Origin of the sequence: Bradyrhizobium sp., from assembly GCF_027307225.1 — a bacterium.
Taxonomy (GTDB): Bacteria; Pseudomonadota; Alphaproteobacteria; order Rhizobiales; family Xanthobacteraceae; genus Bradyrhizobium.
This window is the reverse complement of the sequence record NZ_DAHUXJ010000048.1, coordinates 14,073-38,845: the sequence shown is the minus strand read 5'-3', so window position 1 is coordinate 38,845 and position 24,773 is coordinate 14,073. Positions and strand designations below refer to the sequence as shown.

Here is a 24,773-nt window from a genome sequence, read left to right as displayed (position 1 = left end):
CTCGATGTCGTCTAACGCCACATTCCCCGCATGCGGGCACCGATGTCCACCTTGGGCCCTTGGCCAGCCGAACGCGCGGCGACGCCGGCGGGGACAATGGGCCAGGCCGCGCGCTCGAACAGGCCGAGCAGCTTCTCGGGTATGAAGCGTGTCCTCGAAGCATAGAGGTGACGATCGCCCTGTGCGTGCTGGCCGTGGACGAAAAAGCGTTGCGGCACGACTAGATGCAGGTCGTCCTTGGCGCGCGTCATGGCGACATAGAGCAGGCGCCTCTCCTCCTCGATCTCCGCGGAGGTGCCGGCGCCAAGGTCGGAAGGCATGCAGCCGTCCACGGCGTTGAGCAGATAGACCGACTTCCACTCCTGACCCTTCGCGGAGTGGATCGTGGACAGGATCAAGTAGTCCTCGTCGAGCAGCGGCACGCCGGCCTGATCGCTGGTCGCGTCGGGCGGATCCAGGGTAAGTTCGGTCAGGAAACGCTCGCGCGAAGGGTATCCGGAGGCGATCTGCTCGAGTTGGAGCAAATCTGCTCGCCGCGTTTCGGCATCCTCATGGATACGATCGAGATGCGGTTCGTACCAAAGCCGCGCCCGCTCCAGATCCTCGGGCCATTCGGAATATCGAAGGTTGCCCACGGTCTCGACGAAACTCTTCCAGTCGTCGCCGGCGCGCGGCGGTGTCGGCATGCTCGCGAGTGCCGAGAGAGGGGCGGCAGCTTCCGCCATGTGATCGAGCACCCGTTGCGCGGTCGCCGATCCGACGCCGGGCAGCAGATGCAACAGTCGGAAGCCCGCGACGCGGTCTCGCGGATTCTCGACGAAGCGAAGCAGCGCCAGCATGTCCTTGATGTGTGCGGCGTCGAGAAATTTCAACCCGCCGAACTTCACGAACGGAATATTCCGGCGCGTGAGTTCGATTTCGAGCGGGCCGCTGTGACTGGATGTCCGGAACAGGACGGCCTGCTCTTTGAGGAGGGTGCCGGACTCCCGATTCTCGAGGATGCGTTCGACGATGAAGCGCGCCTGGTCAGCCTCGTCGCGGACCGAGACGAGTTGCGGCTTTGTTGCGGACGCCCGTTCGGTCCAGAGGTTTTTGGTGAAGCGTTCCTTGGCGAGGCCAATGACGCCGTTGGCGGCGGCGAGGATCGGCTGCGTTGACCGATAGTTGCGGTCGAGCGTGATGACGTTTGCTGCCGGCGAAAACTGATCCGGAAAGTCGAGGATGTTGCGCACTGTCGCGGCACGGAACGAGTAGATCGATTGCGCGTCGTCGCCGACCACCGTCAGGCCCCGGCCTCCGGGCTTGAGCGCGAGCAGGATCGAGGACTGCAAGCGGTTCGTGTCCTGGTACTCGTCGACGAGGATGTGGTCGAAGCGACCGCCGATGTCGTCGGCGAGGCCGGCGTCGCCGACCATTTGCGCCCAATAGAGCAGCAGGTCGTCGTAATCGAGCACGTTCTGCTTCTGCTTCGCTTCGACGTAGGCTGCGAACAGTTCCTTGAGCTCCGCCGCCCATCCCGAGCACCACGGATACGATGCGCCGATGACCCGTTCGATCGGCATCTCGGCGTTGACGCAGCGCGAATAGATCGAAAGGCACGTCCCTTTCGTGGGAAACCGGCTTTCCGTCTTCGAGAAGCCCTTCTCATGCCTGACCAGGTTCATGAGGTCCGCGGAATCTTCGCGGTCGTGAATCGTGAAGGCGGGATCGAGACCTATCTGCTCCGCATACTCGCGCAGCAGGCGGGCGCCGATGCCGTGGTAGGTGCCGGCCCAGCTAAGTGCGTCCGTCATGATCCCGGCATTGTCGCCCAGGACCTTGCGCGCGATGCGTTCGACCCGTTTTGTCATCTCGGACGCCGCGCGCCGCGAAAACGTCATCAGCAGAATTCTGCGGGAGTCCGCGCCCTGGACGATCAGGTGGGCGACGCGATGGGCGAGGGTGTTGGTCTTTCCGGAACCCGCGCCTGCGATCACCAGCAACGGCGCCGCCGCCGATCCTCCGGCGGAGCCGTGCTCGACCGCACGCCGTTGCTCGGGATTGAGGGTTTCGAGGTAGGCCGTTGCCATCTTCGGCGTCCGTTTCATGGTCGGGAAGGAACGACGGTCGATGATTCCTGCTGTGATCGCAACCATTAGACGTCGGTCCGGGGGTGCCGGGGTTGCCACGCAAGCTGCAGCAGGGTCGCCGACGGGCGCCGTCCAGCTTTGGCGCATTTCCGGCACCGCAGCCGGCTGGCGAGATCGTGCACGAAGGTGGTCGGCGGGTGTTTCATGGCGGCGAGGTCGACGTCGCTCGGCGTCTTGCATCGGGAGCATTGGATCTCAAGCCATGGGAAGCCCCCGTTGATTGCCTGGTCGATGGTCGGCGACGGGTCGATCGGCTGGCCATCGGACCACATCCGCTCGTTCCACGATTCGCAAAGCAGCCGGTCGGCCTGCTGCAGCATGGTCTCGGCCTCGGTCCGCATCTCGGCGGACTGCGCGGCAAGGATGTTAGTCATCGCACGCGCCTTACCGAGCTCCTTGCCTAGGGCCTTGCGGTCGCCGCCGGACAAGGGCGTGGGATGATGTTTCGGCGCCATCCGGACATCCAGGATTCACACGACGACCGGCGGCGCGCCGGCGACTACTCGAACGACGGCCAGCAACCGTCCTCTTCGTGACGGCCGGTCCGCTGCTGACAGGTGTTGTCGAGCAGCCGCTGCCCGACGGTCTTCCACTCGGTTTCGGCGCCGTAGAGGCGGACGGCATCGGCCGTCTGGATCTCGACGATGCGGCCGCAACGGCGGCAGCCGACTCGCAGCAGGTGTCGCGGTATCTCGGACAGCCGCTGCGTCCGGATCGAAAGGCGCGGACTGGCGTCGGCCGCTGCATCTTCCATCATAGAGTGCCAATATTCCGCCGGCACTTCGTCGGCGGGGCCGATGGCCGGTGGTCTTGGCGGATCTCGGCCCAACGCTGCTGAATCGGCCATTCTCTCCATCTGCTTTCGGGTCGGCATGCGCCAGCTTGCGGGTCGGTCGGTCATGTCACGAATAGAACATAGCATGAACAAATGTCGAGTCCGTCGAAAGGCGGAAACCCGAAAATATCTTCCGATCGAGGGGTGGCGGATGTCGGAACCATGGTCCGCCGTTCGTCTTGAGTCCGAACCGCCAATTTTGTTGGAGTACCGCGTCCATGGCCCCCCGCGCGAACTGGAAAGGCTTCCTCCGCCTTTCGCTGGTCACCTGTCCCGTCGCGCTCTATCCGGCCACGTCGGAATCCGAGAAGGTCTCGTTCAATCAGCTCAACCGCAAAACCGGCCACCGCATCAAGTACGCCAAGGTCGATGCCGACACCGGCGAGGAAGTCGCCAACGAGGACATCGTCAAGGGCTACAAGGTCGACACCGACACCTTCGTCGAGGTCACCAAGGAAGAACTCGAGAATGTGGCGTTGGAATCGACGCGGACCATCGAGATCGACGAATTCGTCGACCGTACCGAGATCGATCCCCGATATCTCATCCGTCCCTATTATTTGTGTCCGGACGGCAAGGTCGGCCATGACGCCTTCGCGGTCATTCGCGAAACCATCGGGGAAATGAACAAGGTCGCGATCGGACGCGTGGTGCTGACGAACCGCGAGCACATCATCGCGCTCGAACCGCTCGACAAGGGTCTGATGGGAACGCTGCTGCGCTACCCCTACGAAGTGCGCGATCCGAAGGAGTATTTCGACGACATTCAGGACGTCAAAGTCACAAAAGACATGCTCGATCTCGCCAGGCACATCGTCGATCAGAAATCGGGCAGTTTCGAACCCGACAAGTTCGAAGACCAGTACGAGACAGCCCTAGTCGATCTCATTAATCAGAAGCGTGCCGGCAAACCGATCACGCCGAAGGAACGGCCTCGCGGCGACAACGTGGTCGACCTGATGGAGGCGCTGAAGCGCAGTGTCGGCGGCGCCGCATCGGAGACCAAGGCCTCGAAGAAGTCGACGAAAAAGCCGCGCAGGGTGGCGTCTGGACAGAAGGAAATGCTGATGCCGATCGTCGGCAAGAAGGCATCGAAGGAGGCTGCCGCGAAGAAGCCGGCTGCGAGAGCGCACAGGAAATCGGCCTAACGGGAACGGTTCAACCGATAGCATGTGCCCGACTCTTGTTCGTTCCGACCATGGAAGTCTCAGAGATGCCGAAAGCAGCCATCTTCGACCTGGACGGGACACTGCTGGACTCCGTCGATCTCCACGCCCTTGCCTGGCACGAAGCGATGGCGAAGTTTGGTCACGACGTGACCTTCGAGCAGGCGAGAAGCCAGATCGGAAAGGGCGGCGACAAGCTCATTCCAGTCTTCCTGTCCGCCGACGAACAGCGAGACCACGGCAAGGAAATGGAGGAATGGCGCGGCGAGCGTTTCAAGACGGCGTACCTGCCGCTTGTGCGCCCCTTTTCCGCGGTCCCCGATCTGCTTCGACGCGTGCGGGATGCCGGCGTCCGGGTCGCCATTGCGTCCTCGGCCAAGAAAGATGAACTCGACATGTACCTCGACATCGCGCGTATCGCAGACATGGTCGATGTGAAAACTTCTTCAGATGATGCCAAGGAGTCCAAACCCGCGCCGGACATCTTCGAGGTCGTGTTGAAGAGGCTGAAGATTGATGGTCGCGACGCCGTCGCGATCGGAGACACGCCCTACGACGCCTCAGCGGCGGGGAAGGCCGGCATCGCGACCATCGGAGTGCTCTGCGGCGGATTCACGGAGACCACACTGCGAGAGGCCGGTTGCGCCGACGTCTATCCGGGACCGGCCGCGCTGTTCGCCCGGTTCGAAGATTCGGGTTTGGCGAAATAGCTTTAACTGTCTTTGTCCGGATTTTCCGTCGTCGCCGAGACCGAGCGTTCCGCCGTCGCCGTGCAGGAGGTCGCGGTCTTTATCTTCAATCTTGTCCGCATCTTGGACGACGGCTTCGCGCATCTCGCGCTCCTCCTCCTTGCGGGGCTCGGAGGGCGCCATCTTCGGTTTTCCAAATTTCAGCGACATCACGACTTCCCCTTTCGCGCGGGCGCGCTTTTCCCGCCTACGCGAGCCGCGTCGGCTTCGGTGCGTGTGCCGTTTTCGGATGACGATCGTGCAAGAACACCGCGAGCGAGTTCGCGATAACGCCGTCGTCCACGCTAGACTCTATCGCCCAAACGGGGCGCGCCCGCCGAACCCTGCAATCGTCGCGGACGCACCGTAGCACCCGCCGACCACCGGTATGGACAGAACGGTTCATTCCGACCAGCGGTCGTTTAGCGGCGCAGCTCTGATATCAGCCGGCCACCGAAGGTGCCGCCCGCACCCCATCGGCCGCGACTTCCGAGGCCGCGGATGTTTCTCTTGCCTTCTGCTCGACTGCGTCGAGCGCTGTCGCGAAGGTCTTCGTCGTAGCGGACAAGCCGGGCAGCACCTTTTCCAACTCTTCGGCCGCACGACCGAGAAACAAGGCCATCACGTAGGCCGATTTCGTCTTCTTGGTCAGCCTACGAACCGCATAGTGAAGCTTGGCGCCCGACGGCCGATCAGCATAGCAGATGCAGACGAGTTTCGTTCCGGTGAGATCCAGCGAGAAGAACTTGGCCACCGACATGGCGTCGTATTGCTCCGCCGATGCAGTGTAGCCACGACGCCGAAGCAGCTGCGCAAGCACGATCGCGGCCGCTTCATCGAGCTTGCTGAATCCCGGAATGCAAAGGATTGATCGCGGAGCCTGCCAGACGGGAGGAGTGCTTGTCTCGTCCTCGTCCGATTTAGCGTCCACGAGTGTCGCCAGAGGAGAATCGGAGTTGGAAGAAGGCGCTTCGACGACCTGCACGTCTTCGTGTCCGTCCAGATCGTCGACGAGTTCGCTCACCGTAGCCGTTATGCGATCGAGCCGCTCCGCATCGAGATGCCCGAGCCGGTTGTCCGCTGCAGCCAGCCCCAGACCGCCGGTCAATATAGTGTCGTAGTAGTTCACAAGGGGCGCGGTCTTGAGATACTCACGGGCCTGTTCGACAGCCTCGATCGGATCCCCGGCCAGCATTCTTTGGTAGACCAGCTGCATTGGCGTCAACGCCGGCTGATCGCCCAGCATGATGTCGAGAAACTGCAGTCGGTCGACATGACGTCCCACGACCACAAGACAGATGGTAAGCGGCGTCGCCAGCACCAAGCCGACGGGACCCCACAGCCAGGTCCAGAACGACGCAGCCACGATTATCGCGATGGGCGACAGGCCGGAGCTATGGCCGAAGATCACCGGCTCCAAGACCTGGCTTGCCAAGAGCTCGAGGATGACGAACAGGACCATGGTCAGCAAAAGCATTTCCCAGCCGGATCCCACGGCGGCAGCGAGTATGAGTGGAAAAATCGCCGAGATGAACGCGCCGATGTAGGGCACGAACCGCAGGATCATCGCGACAAGCCCCCACAACGGAGCGGAGGGTACGCCGATCAGCTGCAGGCCGATGCCGATCGCCACGCCGAAGGCGGCGTTGAAGGCGATCTGCGTCAGAAAGAGCCGGCTCAGTCTCTCGCCGGCTTCGTCCAGCGCCGCGGTGGTCCGTTGGATGTCGTCCGAGCCCGCCAGTCGGACGAAACGGTTCCTCAGGTCCTGACGCTGTATCAAGATGAAGATCACGAAGATGACGACGATGCCGGTCGTCGTGAGCGGCGATACCAAAGGAGCGATTATCGCCACCAGCGTGCTCAAGGCGCCCGGGTCCGGCTGCCTGACCTCGACAGGAATCGGTTTGCTGTCTACCGGCTGCTGAAGAACTGGGGTGTTCGATGGACTACCTGCTTTCGTACTCTGAAGCTCCGTCTTGAGATCGTTCAGGACCTCCGATGCCCGCTGCAGCGTACCCGTGCCCCCGCCGGCTATTCCGCGGAGGGTTTCGATCTTGTTTCGAAGCGTCGTTTCATAGCCCGGCAGCGCTTCCGCAAGTTTGCTCGCCTGCGTCACCATCAGGCCGCCGAGGCTGAAGATGATCGCGAAGCCCAGAATGACGACCGCCAGCACGGCCGCGACGCGCGGCAGTCTGAAGGATTGCAAGCGGCTGACGAAGGGGGCAAGCACGAAGCTCAGGAGGACGGCGAGGGCGACCGGGACGAAGATTTCGCGGCCAAAGTACAGACCCGCGATGATGAGCGCGGCGACGCCCATGTTGATCAAGGTCGCGCCTCGCGGCTGTGTCAGCTTGATCTGGGCGGGCATTTCCATTCGCTACTTCCGGTGCAGACCTGGGCGGAAGGTCGGCCTACGCGCAGTGTCGACTGGTTTGAAACCTTTCAGAACTCACGATGTTCCGGCGAGTGCACGGGCGACTAGGCAGACGCCTGCGTGGCGTATATCCGACAGTGTTCTAGATAGGCCACTTCGTGGCTCCCGATCAGCGAAACCACGGAAGACCTGAGCCAGGACGGCTCCTCCCAATTCCTTGAACCAGCCTTTGCGGGTAGCTTCGTCCATCTGACGCGCATGGGCCTTTCCGATGACGCCGGCAAGAAAGCTGGCGGCCTTCATCGCATCCTGAACCGTCAACCGCTCGATGCGTCCGTCCATGGCGGCCACCGGCCGAGATTGCCGGCGTGACAGTCGCCGCAGATCCAGACCGCCTGGCCTTCTGGAAGCCGACCGCGCTTCGCTTCGAACGATTCGTAGTGCTGTCCCTTGCACACGGTGCATGGACATCCATATACCATCCACACAGATGTTATATGGATGGAGCCGAGAATGCCCTCGAATGTCCAAGACCTGAGGCCGAAGCCTCCGGAAACCGAGAAGATCACCATCAACCTTGGCTATGTCGATCTGGGCCACGTGGATCTGATGGTGAAGGACGGATTCTATTCGAACCGCACGGATTTCATCCGGACGGCGATCCGCAATCAGCTCGAGCGGCACGCCGACGTGGTCAAGCAATCCACGGCCCGTAAAGGCCTGGACCTCGGTCTGCGGAATTACACGCGCGCGGATCTCGAAGCTGCGCGGCAAGCCGGCGAGATGCTGCAGATCAACGTGCTCGGTCTTGCGAGCATCGAGCAGGACGTCTCTCCCGATCTCGCCCGCGCCACCATCGCCTCGGTTTCCGTGCTCGGAGCCCTCCATGCCACCCCTGCGGTCAAGGCCGCTCTTTCCGACAGAACAAGGTGAACACGATGTTGAATCAGGACACGCTCCGCGAGGCCACACGGTTGACCCAAGCAGGGCAACTGACCGAAGCCACGGCGCTGCTGCAGCGCATGTTCCGAGGCGAGCGCCCGCCCGCGGAGGCATCGGCCGCGAAGGGTCTCAGCCGTCTTCAGGACCAAAGTCCGCTTACGATCGAACTCAAGGCCAACGGCGTCGGCAACGCCGACCGCGCAGCACCGGCGGAGACGCCGGCCGCCACTGCACGTCGGCACCGGCCGTTGTTCGATCGAGCGAAGGACGGCACCTGGCTCGGCCTGCGGGGCGTCAAGCACGCTCCTGCTTCGATGACCGACATCGCGCCGGTGGGTACGAAGTTCATCGACGGCACCTACAGCAACGAGACCGGAAGCCGGACCTACAAGCTCTTCGTCCCCAGCAGCTACCATCAAGGTCAGCCGCTGCCGCTGGTGGTGATGCTTCACGGTTGCACCCAGTCGCCGGACGATTTCGCAGCCGGCACCAGAATGAACTTCATCGCGGAAGAACAGAACTGCCTGGTGGTCTATCCGGCGCAGCCAAGCGGCGCCAATCCGTCCAAATGCTGGAACTGGTTTCGCGCGGCGGACCAGCGCCGTGACGAAGGCGAGCCTTCGCTGATCGCGGGCATCACCCGCCGTGTCATGCGTGACTATTCGGTCGATCCGAAGCGCGTCTTCATTGCCGGCCTCTCGGCCGGTGGCGCCGCGGCTGCCGTCATGGGTGCCACCTACAGCGATCTATACGCGGCGGTCGGGATCCATTCCGGCCTCGCCTACGGAGCCGCCACCGATATGCCCTCGGCGTTCGCCGCCATGCGACAAGGGAACAAAAGCGATCGTCAAACTGTGGCGGGCGGCCGGATGATCCCGACCATTATATTTCACGGCGACCGCGACACCACCGTGCATCCCGACAACGGCGCCCACGTTGTCGAACATGCCATCGGAGCGACTAAGACTCGAAAGAAGGTGCATCGCGGGCAAATTCCGGGAGGGCACGGGTATACCCGCACGACTCACACCGACGGCGAACGCGAGATCCTGGAGCACTGGAATGTTCACGGCGCCGGCCATGCCTGGTCCGGAGGCAGCCCGGCCGGATCCTATACAGACGTAGAGGGGCCGGATGCAACCAAGGAAATGCTGCGTTTCTTTCTCGATCATCCGCAGCGTGCGCGGAGCGTTGGCCGAGACGAATGCCCCGAAGAAGTCTGCCAAGAAGCCACGTAAGGCGGCGGCCGGCCAGAAGGAAATGCTGATGCCGATCGCCGGTAAGAAGGCATCGAAGGAGGCGGCCGCGAAGAAGCCGGCAGCCAAGGTGCAGCGGAAGTCGGCTTAAGCGGCGACCGTCGCGAAGGAGCGCATCGAGGATGTTGTTCGCTTGCGACCTGATCCGTATGCTCGCCTCACGCCGCCGGTAGGAGCAAATCCCGCACATGAAGTTCTTCTGGTCGTGGCAGTCCGATACGCTCGGCGAGATCGGACGCTATTTCGTGCAAGATGCTTTGCTCGCTGCCATCAAGCAATTGCGCCAGCCGGAGGACGTGCAAGAGCCGACCACCGCCGCCCGTCGCGAGGCAATGGAGCTCACTTCCGATCGTCAGGGGGTCACGGGCAGCCCTCCGCTCGCAGCGACCATCAAGCGAAAGATCGGCGAATGCGAGGTATTCGTCGCCGACATCACGCCGGTTTCCAAGGTGCCGCGGCGGAAGGGCGTCAAGGAAAAGCGAAACATGAACATCAACGTGGGCATCGAGCTCGGCTACGCGATCCGCGCCCATGGTGAGGAGCAGATTCTACTCGTCCTTAACGAGCACTATGGTGACCGAGACTTTCTGCCGTTCCATCTTCAGGATCTGGGCGGACCGATCACCTATCGTCTGTCGCCGGACGCGGCCAAGGAAGATATCGACCTCGAGATGGCCAAGCTGCGGGGAAAGTTCTTGGCTGCGATCCGCGAATTCCTGAAGAAGCCGGTCCCTGCCGAGGCGACGGAATCTTCCTTCAGGCGCGTGCCGTCAACGACGTCGGTGGCTGCTTGGTACGCACCAGGCGAGTCGATCGCCGATTTCGATTCGCAGACGCAATACGGCTTTTCCGACGACAAGGGCGTCTATTTGCGGGTGTCGCCGCGCACTCCGGCACCGCGGCCTTTCACCAGCGGTGAACTGCTCTCGATGGCGCGTCGTCATCAGGTAGGTCTGCTTTGGAGGACTCAAGCGGGCCTTGCGCACGGCAACGCGAAGGGCGTGGTGTCGATCGAGCCGGTCAGCGGCAGCGGGGGTCGCGTGCGAGCCGCGTCGCAAGTCTTCCACAGCGGTGAGATATGGGGCGTCGGCCGGGATTTGCTCGTAAACAACGACCATGGCAGGTTCATTCCCGTTTGGCGTCTCGAAGAGGCGCTGCGTTACGGGTTGGAAGGGTTTGTCAGCTTCCTCGGCCACCTGGGCTTTGAACCGCCCTACGATGGCGAATTCGGCGTCGTGGGGACTAAGGGCTATTCGCTCGTCATCGAGCAGGCCTACGACAATCCTTACGTAATCTACGAAGACGCCTTCACTGACAAGCTTATGAAGCGCTATTGGCGATGTTCGAATCTCTCTTCCGAATGACAGGTCATCCCCGTCCGCGCCACCTGTTCGACTTTCCGCCGAAGCAGCGCTGACGAAAGATTCGGTTGGCCGAAATCGAGGATTAACCGAGGCGCACTAAGGGCCGCCGCCACCGATGACCTTCAGGATCGGGATCATCTCCGACACGCACGGGTTGCTCAGGCCGGAGGCGGAGCGTCGCCTGGCTGGCGTCGATCACATCATTCATGGCGGCGACATCGGACGTCCCGAAATTATAGACGCGTTGCGTCGCATCGCCCCGGTTACCGCGATCCGAGGAAACGTGGATATCGACGACTGGGCGGTTGCATACCTTGAAACCGAGGTCGTGCGACTTGCGGGAAGAGCGATCTACGTTCTGCACGATCTGAAGACTCTGCAGATCGATCCGATCGAGCGCGGCATCGACGTCGTCGTGTCCGGTCATTCCCATGTGCCGAAGATCTACACGGCCGACGGCGTGCTCTACCTGAATCCAGGAAGCGCGGGCCGGCGGCGCTTCGGGCTGCCCGTCACACTTGCGACGATCGACGTGACGCCGGACAACCTGCGGCCGGAAATCCACGATCTCGGCGACTTATGAGCCCGTCGCGAGCCGCGCGGCCAGCTGGTCGGGCGGACACTCGGGACAGGTGTCGCCGTCGAGTCCAAGACTTCCCGCACGTCAGCCACCGCGGCCTCGGGAGAGACCCCGGCGGCGGATAGTGGCGGGCCGCTTCGAGGGCTCGCTCGCTTGCGTGGGGGTCGGCACGGTCCTGCATCCAGCCATGCTGATCGCATTCGCGGATTGCGCCGGCTTCCTGCAACAGCGAGATCGCCCAGCCGCGCAGCGTCCGGATCGCGGGTCGCCTATCCATCAGCATTAGATCTCTCCAACCGGAACGAATCCCTGAGGCCGTCACTCGTTCCCGGCGGTTAGCACGGGGCAGGGATTCGAGATCGTCGTAGCCGCCACCTTTCCACTTGTTCCGCCGCCCTATGCCATACGCTAGGCGGCCAATGCCCGATCATGACGGGCCCCTGCGCGGCAGACGGAATTCCGGTCGTTACGCCTCCCTTCGCGCCGAAAGCGGTGAAAAGTGCACTTATCCCTCGAAAGTCCATGACGAAATTCAAGGATTCGCATTGGCCTTTCGTGACGTGTGTGCAAAAACTTGTACAACCATCATAGGCTGGATGGGCAGGGATCAATGAGGCGGCTGGGAACCTCGGTGGGCAAGCGGAGATGATTACGCTCGATCCCACGCAGGCCGCGGCGCTGCGCAGCGCTGCGATAGAGTCCGTTGCGGTGGACGGTGCTGACGGCACGGGCAAATCGACGCTCGCGATGGCCATCGCCACGCAAGCCGTCGCTGCCGGGCGTTCATGCCTGCTCATCGGCAGAAGTGCAGCTCTCGAGAAGCCATCACCGTTCCGGATGTTGGTGCAAGTGCATCCGGTCCTTTTCGAGAGAGCCCACCATCAGGTCTCTGCAGCGCCCGATAAGCCTGTCGTGGGAAGAGCGGATCCTCTTGGCGCCCGCGCCAATGCCGATCCCTTTGCGGCGCGCACGGCTCTGGCGCTGCTTCGTCGCGTACGCAACCTTTCGCAAACGCATGGCCTTACCGCGGCGGAAATTGAAGAAGCCGGTGCCGCCAATCCACCAAGCGAGGCGACCCGTGACCTCGCCGGTGTCGTGCTGGAAGATGCGACGAAGCTTGCCGACCAGCTTTGGTCCGGCAACGCGCGGTCGGGCCGTTCTCTTGCCGACGTCGCGCAGATACTTGAGAGCGGGGCGTCCGAGGTGCCGCCAAACGAACGCGCGCAGGCGCTGCTCAGTGCGGACGACGTGCAATTCGAATTGCAACTAGGGAGAATGAGGGCCGCGCGTCGCGAAGAGAGAGACGAGCAGTTGGCTTCGGCCGTCGTTTCGCGACTCAAGAGATCGGTCAACACCGAAAAGACCGTCGCCGAATATCGGCAGCATGCGGACTGGATGGCGAGGGTAATGGCAGACGCCATCGACCTGGTCCGCAAGCATGGAAATCTTCAAGCCGCCGTGCAGGCACAGCCCGACGCTGATGGCGCCAAGGCGGTCGAGTACTTCATCCGGATGCGTCCCCGAGAAGGGGCATCAGATGCGCTTCGCCAGTTCCAGGCGGCTCTCCGCGACTATCAGCAGGACGGCAGATCGCTCGAACCAATGCTGCGTCGTTTCGGTAGCCGGACGCTGCAAAGCCTGCAGGCGAGCGAAATCAACGAGCCGATTCCAAGCAGCAATCCGACCGAATTTTCACAACGGATTCGCGAGGCCCGTTCGGCGTCCCGATCCCTTCCGTCCCGACTTGCGCAACTTCGCTCGCGGCTCTCCCCTGCAATGGTCGATCGGTTGGAGAAATCTCCCGTCGAGTCAGCCCTCACGATTCTGGATCAGGCCGGCTCGCCAACCCTGCGCGAGAGGTCGGCGGACGAGGCGCGACAACTACGGCAGCTGTTCACGCAGACCGGATTCGGTGATCCGCTAGAAGCGCCGCCCGACTTCGAAGCGCGCGTCGAGGCCGCGCTTTCCAGCGCTCCGGCGGTTTCGATTTCATCGGATCGTGCTTCAAGCCACCATCCTCCAGTTCTCGATCTTCTGCTGGACGTCGTCGACTTCAAGGCGGGCGGTCGATTCGATGCATGGCCCTCTGCCGTGGTCCGGGCTCGCACCGTCGAAGATGTCGCGCAAGTCGCCGCGGCCGGAGGCAAGTTCGACGTCGTCGTGGTCGATGACGCCGAGGATTTCGTCTCCGAGGAGGCTGCAATCGCCGCATGCTCAGCCGTCGTCCACAGGATCGGCCGATCCGGCGGCGAAGGCGCCTTTTCGTTGCGCACACCGCACCTGCAGAAGGATGCGGAACTTGCCGATGCCGCCCTCGGGCAGCCGGGCCGGTGGCTCGGAAGCCCCGACAGCGTCGGCGTGATCGTGCGAACGGTGCCGAGGTTGAGCGTCGGAGAACTGGAGGTCCTGGCTGGTAAGCTTGCCAAAAACCTTCAGGAGGCTGGCTTCGACACCGCGGCGTCTTCAAGTGACGCAGCCGTCGACTTCCTGGTGACGGGCGTCGCGGAACTGACGGATGAGAATCTGCCACCGCTCGCTCGCCGTGCAAAAAAAGGGCTGATCGTCCTCTGTCATTCCGATCAGCGGAATCGGCTTGAGCGCAAGGCGGAGACGAAAGCTGCGATTCAGGCAGAGTCCTTGGGCTGGCAGGTGCTTCAATCCGCACTCGAAGGAACGGTCATCGAGAAGGGCGGCCGCGTCGCAGTGATCGTCGAGGAGCCTCGTGTCCTCGACGACAGAACCGACGCCACCGTCGCGTATACGACAACAAGGCTTGCCGAGATGGGCTGGCGTCCCGTCGTGGACTGGGTTGGGACGGAAAGGGATCCCGACGAATATGCTCGGCTCCTCGAAGAACGAGCGATCGGCAGGGACAACCGACTTCTTTCGATCGTAAGGGCCTTTGACCCGAGTCCGCCACCAGTAGAGCCGGACGACACGCCTCCAGACGGCACTCGCCGCGATGTCGAAACGCCACCGGCGTTCTCGATTGACACCCCCGTCGATCAGGAACCTTCGCTCCAGACTGCGCTGGAATCTGCCGCTTCGTGCGCCACCGAGGCTCCCGCAGCAGCGGCAGTCGAGACCCACGAACCGGACGCCGATGAGGTGGTTATTCCGGCTTTTCCCGAGGCGGCCGCCGCCGCGCCATGTTCGGAGCCCACTCGATTGCGGAAGGTGCGGGTCGCGCCAAAGCTCCTTGATGGCATGCGGCTTTCGGTCGATGGCCAGAAGATAGTGCTGCCTCATGTCGCACGGCTGGTCGCGGCGACCGCGCTGAACACGGAGTATGCAGATCCCATCTGCATCATCCTTCCTTCCGTCGACCGGGTTGCCCAGTTCACGGCAATCACCGCAGCCCTGGAATGCCTTGCTGTTGACTTCGAAAATGGCCGCGCGCAGTTCATCGAGCGTTATTTCACGCCAGGTGCGCGAGTGCGCTCGCTGCCCGAAGGGTACGTCTTTTTCGTCGGTGCGAAGACCAAGGTCCACGACACCGACGGCACATATCTGGGTTTCGCCGACAAGGAGACCCAGGTCGGCGACGGCAAGCGCTTGGTGCCGAACAGCCAACTCTTCTGGTATGAGCCCACGCAACGCCAGCTTCCGAAAAGCAATCCGACGATCAGGCCGAAAGCACCCCCGCTCACGAAGGTGGACGAACTCGCGGGCGTTGGGTGCTGCGGGAATTCGGGTCTCTATACCAACCGCGTGCTTCTCGTAGGTGCAAGGGCTGAATTCGACCGCGTTCTGGAAAGCCTCGACCTCGAATCGGCCAGCGCCGAAAGCGAAAAGGGATGGGGCCGCCTGTCCGATACCTTCGCCTGGGGCACTTTCGACGACAGCGGGAAGCCGATCTCGCTCTCACCCGAAGGAGCCGGCGGGTCGCCTCTCGTCGCGATAGCTCGCGATCTCTTCGAACTCGAGCGTGCGAGCCTGGCCGCTTCGGTGGAGCCTGGTTCGCAGATCATCCTTACCGATCGCCTGGATATGATCCTGAAGGATGTCGAACTGGCCAATCGCGTCGGGGAGCGGCAACGCCTGATCCTGCTTGTCGATGCACGGCGAAGGGGCGACGCGCTGCAGCTCCGGCGACATGGCTGGAAGGTATGGGAGCCTACCCCCAACGAACTGGTGGACGACAAGGACGATGTCGGCATCCGCACCGGAATCCCGGGCCTCGACAGAACCCGGCACAGTTCGCTTGCGGAGCGTCGACCTGCATTCTCATACATGCCGAAGTCGGCGCCGCATCTCGGGTCGGCCTACGCGAAGCTCGGCGAGATATCGGATATCCTCAATTCCGAAGCTGTCGTCGACGACGAGAGATTCCAGGCGATCGGGGATGCGGTTCGGTCCACCTTCTTCCAGGCGTCCAGCTGGCTTGCTCCGCCGAAAGGCGAACGCCTGTACGCTTTCGAGGCGGTGCTTCGACGACTGCGCGATGAACGCGGCCATGTAACGCGTTTCCTTGGAAAATCGGCCGCCGAGACACTGGATTCCTTCGTCGAGGACGTGGAGAACTTCGCGCTCGTATGCGTAGACGGAGGCGTCACACCGAAAGGCGACGCGCTACTGCAACTCGCGAAGGATGCGACGAACCCCGCCAGAAAGCAGGTTCTCGTCACGGGCTCGCGTCAAAGCAGGGAAGAGGCCGACGAGTTTCTTGCCGCGAATGGCATCAGCCTTCAGTGCAGGCTGGCGTCGGAACTCGCCGATGGCGAGTATTCTCCGGACGTCATTTCGTTCTCGCTGCTTCGCCGGGACATGTTCGAGAAGTTCATCGATCCGTGGCCGTCGAAAGCCATAGTCATGGCCGGATACGATTTCGAGGTCGACATCTACCGGCGAAGAATGCGGTGGCGCGCCTCGCAGAAGAGGAGACTTGAGGTCGATGCCTCCGTGCGTGCGACGCTCACGACGCTTCCGAGCAGTGCGTTCGGTCCACCACGCTTCGGCGCGGTCAGCGAAGACCTCGGGCCCGTAGCCGACGAGGCGACACTCGATCCCATCGATCGTATCTGGGCTGCCGGACGGGACAGCAGACGGCCGATCCAGATCAGGGAGCTCGAGCACGACGAACACAGCGAGGACGCGCAGATCGTACGCTTCGTCGGACGATCCTGGATGCCTATGGCCGCAGACTATCGTCCTGTTTGCCTGCTGCAAGCTGGCAACGACCGATCGAAATCCGGCGTCGAATACGTGGAGGTGGCCGACCTCAAGCCCGGAATGCGCATCATCGTTCGGGAGGGCGGCGAGAAAGATGTCATCAAGGCGATTGCCCAGCAGAGCTGCGGGCAGGAGCGATACGACCGGCTTTGGGAAAAGGCCTCGTTGTGGCGGGATGCCTTGAGGGAATGGGGAACGGACGCGGGCCGCATTGCGAGGAAGCTCCAGGACTGCGGACTGCAGCGGCACATCGTCACCCTGCGTTCATGGGTAACGAACAGGAACCTCATCGGCCCCAGGTCGGAAGACGATGTTCTCGCGATCGCCCGCGCATTCCCCTCGGAAGCCAGAACCGTCGCAGACTGGAAGGACTGTTGGAACGCCATCTCGGAATTGCGCGGCCACCACTTGTCCGCCGGCATGCGACTAACGAACGATCTGGTGGCGCGATGCGGTCGGATGCTGCTAGAGCCGAGTGAGAACGAGACAGCGGTCGAGTTCGATCTTGGGACCGTCTGGATTCTGGAAGTCGCGGAGGTGGAGCCCGGCCATCGAAGTTGTCCGGCAGGCATAGTGAACCGCCTGCAATGGACGAACAGCGCGTGGCAAGATCGCATGTTCGACGAGCGGCTGAAAGTGATGGCAGCCTGACATGGCCACCATGATTCCACCGCTTCCCGCTGCGGACGCGCCGGGCTCCGAGAAGCGCGTTTTCTACGCATTTAAGGTCGCACCGGGCACCGAGAAGTGGACGATCCTTCATTCGCTCGGAATTTCGAGCGGCTGGACGGGCGAGTTCGGCGAGATCGATTTCGTCATCATCATTCCGGAGTTCGGAGTCGTCTGCGCTGAGGTCAAGGGCGGCAGGGTCACGCACAAGGACGGGACGTGGTTCACCCAGCGCTTCGGGGCGACGGTTCAGGAGCGCCTCAAGCGAAGCCCCTTCAGCCAGGCGCAGAAGGGAATGTGGAAGCTCGATCGCTCGCTGGATCTCAAGTTCGGCGTGGGCTCGTGGGAGTCGAGGTGTCCGATCGGCTGGATCGTGATACTGCCGGATGTCGACTGCCCGCCGGTCACGCCGGAGTTCACGCGAGACGAGGTGATCGACCAGAGGGACATGGCCGCGGATTTTGTGGAGAAAATCCGGAACGCCCCATCGCTCGTTAACCTCTCCGAGCGGCGCGATCTGTGTCCGCCGACCGGCGCGACGTGCCGTCGATTGTTGTCGTTCCTGAGGCCCGATTTCGACAGGATCATCGTGCCCGCGACCAGCATTCTGGAGACGGAGCGCAGAATCCTCGCACTCACGGAAGAACAGTATGGCGTCCTCGACGCGATCGCCGACAATCAAGTCTGCATCGTGAAGGGACCCGCGGGAACGGGTAAGACCAACATCGGCATGGAAGCCGCGCGTAGGCTTTCCCTTCAGGGAAAAAGGGTGCTCCTGGCCTGCTTCAACAGGAACCTAGGGTACTGGCTCAGGAAATACGTCGACGATCAAGGCCTGTCCGGCATAGTCGCCGGCCACATGCACGCGCTGCTGCGAGACCGCATAAGTTCGTCGTCGTTCGCCGACGAACTTCCCGCGGCGACCGGCGAAGACGACGCAGATCTCTACGGCCGGATCTATTTCGATCTCGGAGCCTTGGCGGTCGAGGAGGCTGACGAACGATTCGATGCGGTCATCATAGATGAGGCGCAGGACTTCGAAGCCGAAAGGCTTGCCGACGTTCTCAAGGCCTTCACGGGGGGTGCCGTCGACGCTCGGACAATACTACTTGGCGACTTCACAAGGCAGGCACTCTACGGAAAGTCCGCAGACACGCTCGAGAGGTTGAGATCGGCGTTTGCCGGAGCTCCGACTTTCGCCTTGAGCATCAACTGCCGCAACACGCGCCGCATCGCCATGCAGACGGATCTGATGTGCGGCTTCACCGGTACGAAGGTGAGCGACAAGCAGGTCGATGGTGACCTGGTCGAGGTGTTCTTCGAGGCAAGCAATGACGCCGCCATCGCGCGTGCGTCGCACATCGTGACCGTTCTGCGGACGGCGGGCTACCCGGCCCAAGATGTTGTGCTGCTGGGCCATAGAAGGCGGGAGAACTCGTCGGTCAAGGATTCGAAAGCTCTCGGGGGGTGGCGCTTGAGGGATACTTCGTCAGCAGGAGCCGGCGAGCTCGCCTATTCGACCATTCACTCCTTCAAAGGGCTCGAACGGCCGGTCGTCATCGTGATCGACGCGGGTGCTTCCGGATCCGACGAAACGGATTCGTTGCTTTACGTCGCGATGTCCCGCGCACGCGTGCGGCTCTTCGTAATCTGCCCCGAAGAGGCTCGTGGCAGGATCAATCAGCGCATAGCCGATTGGGCTCGGGCACAAACGATGGCGGGAGCCAAATGATCATTGGAAAGAAGGCGGCAACTCCTACGGAAGTGCGGCAAACGGTTCTCGATGCTTTGCGCTCGGAACTGGTCGGACCCTCGCCGGGCTACCCGCTGGTTCAACTGAACGGGGAGGAGATCCTCCGACCTCAGGATCCCCCACGCTACCGGTACGCTTGCGGAATCCTTTTCCCACGGGGCGTGACCTATTCCGGCTCTCTAGGCGCCGCGGAAGATGCCGCCGGGATCGATGCTGCGGACGATATCACGGCGGAAGCGGACGAAGAGGCGGTTTCCGACGCAGCGAGCGACGAGGCCGCCGCCACGGAAACCGCAGTGGACGATACGCCGGAAGTCGACGGTGAAATGGACGCCACTTCCATGTTCCTTCCGAGTTCGATGGGATTCAGCTTCATGGCTGACGTCGTCGGAGGCATCCGCATCGAGGCCTCCTGGGGCACCTACAGCAAGCAGGAAATCGACGGCTATCCGGGACTGCTTCAGCCGGAAGGTGCGAAGCCTGGCAGGAAGTCGGAGCTATGGTTCAGGATCCCCGGCAACAAGACCGTTACGTTGTCTGAGAAGGACCTCGGATCGGGAAAGTTTTCCGAGAAGATCAGCGCGGTGGGGTCGGAAGGCGATCTGTATCTCGATGTCGTGAGCCGGCCTTGGAACGGCCGACGCCTGATAACGGTGACGTTGATAAACGGCACTCCTACCTCGAAGCCGATAAACGAGAAGTGCTTTTTCCAGAGCAAGTGTGCCGTTTTTCCGGAGGGCAATTCGCGCATCCATCCATATCCCGGACGGCCCGAGCGAGATCAAGACCCGGAAGAACGCTCCCTTTCGTTGCTGTACCGGCATCGCCCCAACTATGCGATCGGTCACGGCTGCTCGGTCGACTGGCGCGTCGAGGACCGCACTGTCAGGGAAATAAGCACCGACGTGCTTCCGGTTTTCGAGCAGGCTCCGATTCTTCCGCGTGACACGCTCGACAAGGTCGAACTCTCGATGAAGCGGCTCGCGGATGGAGACCGTGCCGACATCGTAGCTGCCTGTTCGGCCCTGGCCGAGGAATACCGAAAATGGATCGGGGAGCGGGAAAAGCAGATAGAGGCGGATGGCACGTTGACGCCGGAGCTCAAGGTGACGGCCAACAGCCACATGGATGTCTGCCGCGAATGCCTTTCGAGGATCGAGTCCGGCACGAAGATTCTCGGCGCCGACGACATGGCGCTCGACGCGTTTCGCCTGATGAACAGGGCGATGCTCGAGCAGCGCGACCACTACAATCTGTCGGTTATGGGACGGCAATGGGTGGAGGGACCGGCTGGTTCTCCCGTCTCGGAGCCCGCCTACGTCCCGCCGGTTTACTCGAACACCACATGGCGCCCCTTCCAGCTGGCGTTCATCTTGATGAACATCCGCGGATTTGCGGAGGCTGAGCACGCCGATCGCAAAGTCGTCGACGTGATCTGGTTTCCGACCGGAGGCGGAAAGACGGAGGCGTATCTCGGACTTGCCGCGTTCGTCATCCTGCTTCGCCGCCTCAAGAAGGCGGAAGATGCCGGGACGACGGTGCTCATGCGCTACACGCTGCGGCTTCTCACGACGCAGCAGTTCCAGCGGGCGGCCTCGTTGATCTGCGCGCTGGAGCGTATCCGACGCACCGAACCGCAGCGCTTCGGTTTCGTGCCGATAACGATAGGTCTCTGGCTCGGCGGGGCGGTCACGCCCAACCGACACTCCGACGCCGTACAGCAGTATAGCCGGCTAAGCCGCGAGGGCGGCGCCAACCCGTTCATTATTCTCGCCTGCCCCTGGTGCGGCGCCCAGATGGGCGCGCAGCGCTATGGGGCGGTCACGCGCGTGTTCGGATACAAGCTCGAGAAACGTCCAGGAACGGAAGGCCGGGTTCGTTTCGTCTGTGACGATGCCGCTTGCGATTTCTCCGGTCCCGCCGGTCTCCCGCTCGAGGTCGTCGACGAGGGAATCTACGAACGTCCACCCACTCTGGTAATCGGAACCGTCGACAAGTTCGCGATGATGCCGTGGGAGCCGAGGTCGCGAAGCCTCTTCGGCATCGACAATCCCGAAACCGCGGGTCCCCCGTCGTTGATCATCCAGGACGAACTTCATCTGATCTCGGGTCCACTCGGGTCGATGGTCGGACACTATGAAACGGTGATCGACGAGTTCACGACGCATCCCAAGACAGGAATTCCCGCAAAGATCGTCGCCTCCACCGCTACGATCGCGAGGGCGGAGGAGCAGATCAAGAACGTCTACGGCAGGAGGGCGAAGCTGTTCCCGCCGCAGGGGCTCGTGGCCGGCGAGTCGTTCTTCGCGTTCGAAGGCGAACCGGCCGCCGGCCGGGCTTACGTCGGCGTGCTCGCCACGGCGCTACCGTCCCATGTGACCGCGCAGAAGGTCGTTCTCGCGACACTGCTGCAGGCCACTGCGCTCGTCGATGGTCCGGATAGCGCGGTGGACCCGTACTGGACGCTAATGGTCTATTTCAACAGTCTGAGAGAACTCGGACGCGCGTCGACCCTCGTTCAGGCCGACATCCGCGAACATCTCAATTCGCTTTGGGATCGGATAGGCTTGATGGAAGCCATGCTTCCGGGGTCGAAGCCGCTGCGGCGCTTCATCAACAATTTCGACGAATTGACGAGCCGGCTGCGAAGCTCGGACATTCCGGCGATCCTGCAAAAGCTGTTCAACCCGAAGGGCAAGGACGTCGTGGACCTCTGCTACGCCACCAACATGATCCAGGTCGGCCTCGACGTGCCCCGGCTGAGCCTGATGTGCGTGGTCGGCCAGCCGAAGGGGGCGTCCGAATACATCCAGGCTTCCAGCCGCGTCGGCCGCGGCAAGGGGACACCGGGACTGGTCGTCACCAACTACAATCCATTCAAGCCCCGCGACCGTTCGCACTTCGAGAGTTTCCGCTCGTTCCATGAGAACGCCTACAAGTTTGTCGAGGCGACGAGCGTGACGCCGTTCTCCATCCCCGTCTGCGAACGGGCAATTCATGCGCTTGCGGTCTCGCTTGCGCGCTTCAGGTATCCCGAACTCCGCGACAGCCCTGTGCGGGGCGTGGCCGCCAGGCGCGCGGATATCGTTCGTACGATCGTCGAAAGGATCAAGATCGTGGCACCCGACGAACTCGGACGGGCCACGACGATTCTCGATCGTTTTCTGGACGACTGGGAGCGGAGAAAGCCCCAGTTCTACGGAGGCATCGGCGGTCAGCAGGACGATCCCCTGCTTTGGCCCGCGGGAAAGCCGATCCGCCCCGATATCGCGTATCTCGGCCCGAGTCTGAAGCAGACACCCTCGTCGATGCGGAACGTCGATGCGGAATGCGTTGCAGTGCCAATTCAAGCGTACGGAGCGGAGGCGACGACGTGAAGCCCGCATGGAAAACAAAGAAGGGGGCGTTCGGCGCCAAGAAGAGTCCGCCGCCGGCACGACCGGTTCGCCGCGCCCAGTTGATCGCGCCCTTCGGCATCGGATCGATGAACGATTTCCGGAACGACGAGGCCTTGATGTGCGCAGGCCTCGACAACTGGTTCATAACCTTGCCGGAGCAGACTCTCAGAATCCAGGAGGAGCGGCTTGCGGCGCGGCTGAACCGGGAGTTCTTCGTCAGACCGCCGGAATTTTCCGAAGAGGCGGGACCTAAATACAAGATACCCCACGTCCGCTTTCCATTGTGGCACTACTGTCCCCGGTGCTTCAGGATGAAACGGACGACCCTCTTCGGCGGCCAACCGGTGTGCGAAGAGAAAAGCTGCTCGAGGTCAGGACGTGGGCGGCGCATGATCCCGGCGCGCATCGTGACGGCCTGCGAATCGGGACATATCGAGGATTTCCCGTTCCGCAAATGGATCGGCTGCACATGCGCCAGCGATGTCGATGCCGAGATGTACTTCAAGGCCGGACGCAGCGCTGCGAGCCTTGCGGGCATCAAGATCGAATGCACCAAGTGCAAGCAGAAGCGGTCGCTTGCGGGCGCGTTCGAGAAGGAATCCCTTTCCGCGGTGAACGCGACCTGCTCGGGAGCGCAGCCGTGGCTCGGACGTGAGGTCGGATTGGAGTCCTGCGGCGCTGCTCTCCAGACGGTGCAGCGGGGCAGTTCGAACGTCTACTTTCCGGCCGTCCAAAGCTCGATCTACATTCCTCCGGCGCAAGCGGCCGAGAACGATGACATCAGGCGCGTACTGGACACTCCCGCCATTTGGATGGGCATTTCGTCAGGCACGATCGACGGGAAGGTCAATCCCCAGGTCGTCGCCGCCTTCGCCGCCATGATGGGAGTGGACGCCACAGCCCTCGCGGCCGCGGCGCAGGCGCGGCTCGACGGGTCTACAGGCCAGCGGATCGCCGTCACGGAAGAAGAATTTCGATGGCAGGAATACGACGTGCTGTGCAACGCCGCTACCGACCCTGCGGACGAGCTTTTCGTCGAGCGGCGCAGCGGAAAAGACTATGGATGGCTCGGCAATTACGTGCGGCAGGTGGGTCTCGTCAGGAAGCTCCGTGAGACACGGGTCCTCACCGGCTTCTCGAGGCTCATGCCAAAGTCGGATCTGAGCGACCCGGCAGTCCAGCGCCTCTCGATCGATCAAACGCTTCCGTGGCTTCCCGCGATCGACGTACGCGGAGAGGGGATCTTCATCGAAATCGATGCCGAATCCATCAAGAAGTGGATGAGCGGCACCAAGGCGGCTGGCCGGGTCGGCCCGCTGGTCGCCGATTTCAACGCGCGTCGGACCGCCCGGATGCTTTCGCCGCGAAATGTCGATGCGCGCTTCATGATGATCCACACGCTGGCGCATGCGCTGATCAAGGAGTTGACCTTCGCCTGCGGTTACGGTTCGGCGTCCCTTAGGGAGCGGCTGTATTGCAATCTGGCCAACGAAAAGCAGCCTATGAACGGCCTTCTTATCTACACCGCTTCCGGCGACTCGGAGGGCACGCTCGGCGGCCTCGTCGAACAGGCGAGGCCCGATCGTCTGCCGAGGCTGTTCGAGGATGCCCTCCGACGCGCTCGCTGGTGTTCGAACGACCCGATCTGCATGGAATCACCTGGCGATGGCACGGTGTCGTCCAATCTCGCCGCATGCCACGGCTGTTCGCTGCTTCCGGAAACCAGCTGCGAAGAGGGCAACAGGCTGCTTGACCGAGGGCTGATCGCGGGCAAGATCGACGATACACTCCTCGGCTTCTTCAATGGCGCCCCGATCCCCTAGGAAGAAAGTGGCTTCAACCCCGGTGCGACTTCGCCGGGGGGACATCATGAGCGTCGCTACCCGCAGCGCGTTAATGTCGCGGATCCGAGGCAAAGGCACCAAACCGGAGCGAGCGGTCGCAGAACTCATGGCCGGTGCCGGTCTGACGTGGGACGAACAATGCAGGGACCTGCCCGGGCGACCCGATTTCGTGCTGAGGGATTTCAGGATAGCGATCTTCGTCGACGGCGATTTCTGGCACGGATGGCGCTTCCCCGCCTGGCGGTTGAAGCTGTCGGAGCATTGGGAACGCAAGATTGAGGGGAACATCAAGCGTGACATCCGTAACTTCCGGGCTCTCCGGCGAGCGGGATGGAAGGTCATTCGCATCTGGGAGCACCAAATACGGGAATCGCCCGCCCTCTGCCTCGAAAAGATTTTGCTGGCGAGAGCCTCGCGCCACCTGGCGGAATGCCGACCGGCTAGGCATGGTGAACCGGAACGCAGGCTTGGCGGACGTGTCCGGAAAATCGAAAAGCACCGATAAAGGTTAACGGCCGAATGATCGTCGCCTCTGTCTGCGGATCTGTAGGTTGCGTTTTTAT

The 24,773-nt window shown here is 62.3% G+C and carries 16 protein-coding genes and 1 pseudogene; 11 read left to right on the top strand and 6 right to left on the bottom strand.

What is annotated here, in order from left to right; genetic code table 11:
• Positions 1-11: 11 nt before the first annotated feature.
• The 3 genes from M6D32_RS07800 to M6D32_RS07790 form a co-directional block, all read right to left on the bottom strand.
• Positions 12-2,069 (bottom strand): ATP-dependent helicase, encoded by a 2,058-nt coding sequence (locus M6D32_RS07800; RefSeq protein ID WP_298255003.1) that lies wholly within the window; start codon positions 2,067-2,069, stop codon positions 12-14.
• A gap of 65 nt (positions 2,070-2,134) precedes the next feature.
• Positions 2,135-2,584: a hypothetical protein gene (locus tag M6D32_RS07795; RefSeq protein ID WP_298255001.1), complete on the bottom strand. Its 450-nt coding sequence runs from the start codon at positions 2,582-2,584 to the stop codon at positions 2,135-2,137.
• Between the two features lie 44 nt (positions 2,585-2,628).
• Positions 2,629-3,030, bottom strand: a complete 402-nt coding sequence (locus M6D32_RS07790; RefSeq protein ID WP_298254999.1) for a hypothetical protein — start codon at positions 3,028-3,030, stop codon at positions 2,629-2,631.
• A gap of 152 nt (positions 3,031-3,182) precedes the next feature.
• On the opposite strand from M6D32_RS07790, the gene M6D32_RS07785 reads away from it, so the two are divergent.
• Together M6D32_RS07785 and M6D32_RS07780 are read left to right on the top strand one after the other, a co-directional pair.
• Positions 3,183-4,112, top strand: a complete 930-nt coding sequence (locus M6D32_RS07785) for a Ku protein (RefSeq protein ID WP_298254997.1) — start codon at positions 3,183-3,185, stop codon at positions 4,110-4,112.
• A gap of 65 nt (positions 4,113-4,177) precedes the next feature.
• Positions 4,178-4,840 carry an HAD family hydrolase gene (locus tag M6D32_RS07780; RefSeq protein WP_298254995.1) on the top strand — a complete coding sequence of 221 codons (663 nt, stop codon included), beginning with the start codon at positions 4,178-4,180 and terminating at the stop codon, positions 4,838-4,840.
• Between the two features lie 460 nt (positions 4,841-5,300).
• Here the strand turns inward: M6D32_RS07780 and M6D32_RS07775 are convergent, their stop codons facing one another.
• Entirely contained in the window at positions 5,301-7,232 is a 1,932-nt protein-coding gene (locus tag M6D32_RS07775; RefSeq protein ID WP_298254993.1) for an AI-2E family transporter, read from the bottom strand.
• Positions 7,233-7,307: 75 nt separating this feature from the next.
• The gene (locus tag M6D32_RS07770; RefSeq protein WP_298254991.1) at positions 7,308-7,574 is read right to left on the bottom strand and encodes a hypothetical protein; all 267 of its coding nucleotides are present in this window, start codon (positions 7,572-7,574) and stop codon (positions 7,308-7,310) included.
• A gap of 171 nt (positions 7,575-7,745) precedes the next feature.
• Here M6D32_RS07770 and M6D32_RS07765 point away from each other — a divergent pair, with 171 nt between their 5' ends.
• From M6D32_RS07765 to M6D32_RS07750, 4 genes are all read left to right on the top strand, one after another.
• Positions 7,746-8,165 (top strand): CopG family transcriptional regulator, encoded by a 420-nt coding sequence (locus M6D32_RS07765; protein ID WP_298254988.1) that lies wholly within the window; start codon positions 7,746-7,748, stop codon positions 8,163-8,165.
• 5 nt (positions 8,166-8,170) lie between these two features.
• Positions 8,171-9,412 (top strand): PHB depolymerase family esterase, encoded by a 1,242-nt coding sequence (locus tag M6D32_RS07760; protein ID WP_298254986.1) that lies wholly within the window; start codon positions 8,171-8,173, stop codon positions 9,410-9,412.
• A 206-nt stretch (positions 9,413-9,618) separates the two neighbouring features.
• Positions 9,619-10,794: a hypothetical protein gene (locus M6D32_RS07755; RefSeq protein ID WP_298254984.1), complete on the top strand. Its 1,176-nt coding sequence runs from the start codon at positions 9,619-9,621 to the stop codon at positions 10,792-10,794.
• A gap of 115 nt (positions 10,795-10,909) precedes the next feature.
• A complete protein-coding gene (locus M6D32_RS07750) occupies positions 10,910-11,377 on the top strand; it encodes a metallophosphoesterase family protein (protein WP_298254982.1) in 468 nt (155 codons plus the stop codon).
• Here the strand turns inward: M6D32_RS07750 and M6D32_RS07745 are convergent.
• Positions 11,372-11,657: pseudogene (locus M6D32_RS07745) on the bottom strand (hypothetical protein). The gene M6D32_RS07750 and the pseudogene M6D32_RS07745 overlap by 6 nt on opposite strands.
• 362 nt (positions 11,658-12,019) lie before the next feature.
• On the opposite strand from M6D32_RS07745, the gene M6D32_RS07740 reads away from it, so the two are divergent.
• From M6D32_RS07740 to M6D32_RS07720, 5 genes are all read left to right on the top strand, one after another.
• Positions 12,020-17,197: a DrmE family protein gene (locus M6D32_RS07740; RefSeq protein WP_298254980.1), complete on the top strand. Its 5,178-nt coding sequence runs from the start codon at positions 12,020-12,022 to the stop codon at positions 17,195-17,197.
• A gap of 1 nt (position 17,198) precedes the next feature.
• Positions 17,199-18,947, top strand: a complete 1,749-nt coding sequence (locus M6D32_RS07735; RefSeq protein ID WP_366145824.1) for an ATP-binding domain-containing protein — start codon at positions 17,199-17,201, stop codon at positions 18,945-18,947.
• A gap of 182 nt (positions 18,948-19,129) precedes the next feature.
• Positions 19,130-22,345, top strand: a complete 3,216-nt coding sequence (locus tag M6D32_RS07730) for a helicase-related protein (protein ID WP_298254977.1) — start codon at positions 19,130-19,132, stop codon at positions 22,343-22,345.
• Positions 22,342-24,189 carry a DUF1998 domain-containing protein gene (locus M6D32_RS07725; RefSeq protein ID WP_298254975.1) on the top strand — a complete coding sequence of 616 codons (1,848 nt, stop codon included), beginning with the start codon at positions 22,342-22,344 and terminating at the stop codon, positions 24,187-24,189. Before M6D32_RS07730 ends, M6D32_RS07725 begins: the two co-directional genes overlap by 4 nt.
• Before the next feature lie 46 nt (positions 24,190-24,235).
• Positions 24,236-24,715 carry a very short patch repair endonuclease gene (locus tag M6D32_RS07720; protein WP_298254974.1) on the top strand — a complete coding sequence of 160 codons (480 nt, stop codon included), beginning with the start codon at positions 24,236-24,238 and terminating at the stop codon, positions 24,713-24,715.
• Positions 24,716-24,773: the final 58 nt, after the last annotated feature.

What these genes read in the sequence shown, in the direction of transcription:
- M6D32_RS07735 (WP_366145824.1), top strand. Translation starts at nt 17,199, where the DNA reads ATGGCCACCATGATTCCACCGCTTCCCGCTGCGGACGCGCCGGGCTCC.
- M6D32_RS07775 (WP_298254993.1), bottom strand. Translation starts at nt 7,232, where the DNA reads ATGGAAATGCCCGCCCAGATCAAGCTGACACAGCCGCGAGGCGCGACC.
- M6D32_RS07795 (WP_298255001.1), bottom strand. Translation starts at nt 2,584, where the DNA reads ATGGCGCCGAAACATCATCCCACGCCCTTGTCCGGCGGCGACCGCAAG.
- M6D32_RS07740 (WP_298254980.1), top strand. Translation starts at nt 12,020, where the DNA reads ATGATTACGCTCGATCCCACGCAGGCCGCGGCGCTGCGCAGCGCTGCG.
- M6D32_RS07785 (WP_298254997.1), top strand. Translation starts at nt 3,183, where the DNA reads ATGGCCCCCCGCGCGAACTGGAAAGGCTTCCTCCGCCTTTCGCTGGTC.
- M6D32_RS07760 (WP_298254986.1), top strand. Translation starts at nt 8,171, where the DNA reads ATGTTGAATCAGGACACGCTCCGCGAGGCCACACGGTTGACCCAAGCA.
- M6D32_RS07720 (WP_298254974.1), top strand. Translation starts at nt 24,236, where the DNA reads ATGAGCGTCGCTACCCGCAGCGCGTTAATGTCGCGGATCCGAGGCAAA.
- M6D32_RS07755 (WP_298254984.1), top strand. Translation starts at nt 9,619, where the DNA reads ATGAAGTTCTTCTGGTCGTGGCAGTCCGATACGCTCGGCGAGATCGGA.
- M6D32_RS07780 (WP_298254995.1), top strand. Translation starts at nt 4,178, where the DNA reads ATGCCGAAAGCAGCCATCTTCGACCTGGACGGGACACTGCTGGACTCC.
- M6D32_RS07750 (WP_298254982.1), top strand. Translation starts at nt 10,910, where the DNA reads ATGACCTTCAGGATCGGGATCATCTCCGACACGCACGGGTTGCTCAGG.
- M6D32_RS07800 (WP_298255003.1), bottom strand. Translation starts at nt 2,069, where the DNA reads ATGGCAACGGCCTACCTCGAAACCCTCAATCCCGAGCAACGGCGTGCG.
- M6D32_RS07770 (WP_298254991.1), bottom strand. Translation starts at nt 7,574, where the DNA reads ATGGACGGACGCATCGAGCGGTTGACGGTTCAGGATGCGATGAAGGCC.
- M6D32_RS07790 (WP_298254999.1), bottom strand. Translation starts at nt 3,030, where the DNA reads ATGACCGACCGACCCGCAAGCTGGCGCATGCCGACCCGAAAGCAGATG.
- M6D32_RS07765 (WP_298254988.1), top strand. Translation starts at nt 7,746, where the DNA reads ATGCCCTCGAATGTCCAAGACCTGAGGCCGAAGCCTCCGGAAACCGAG.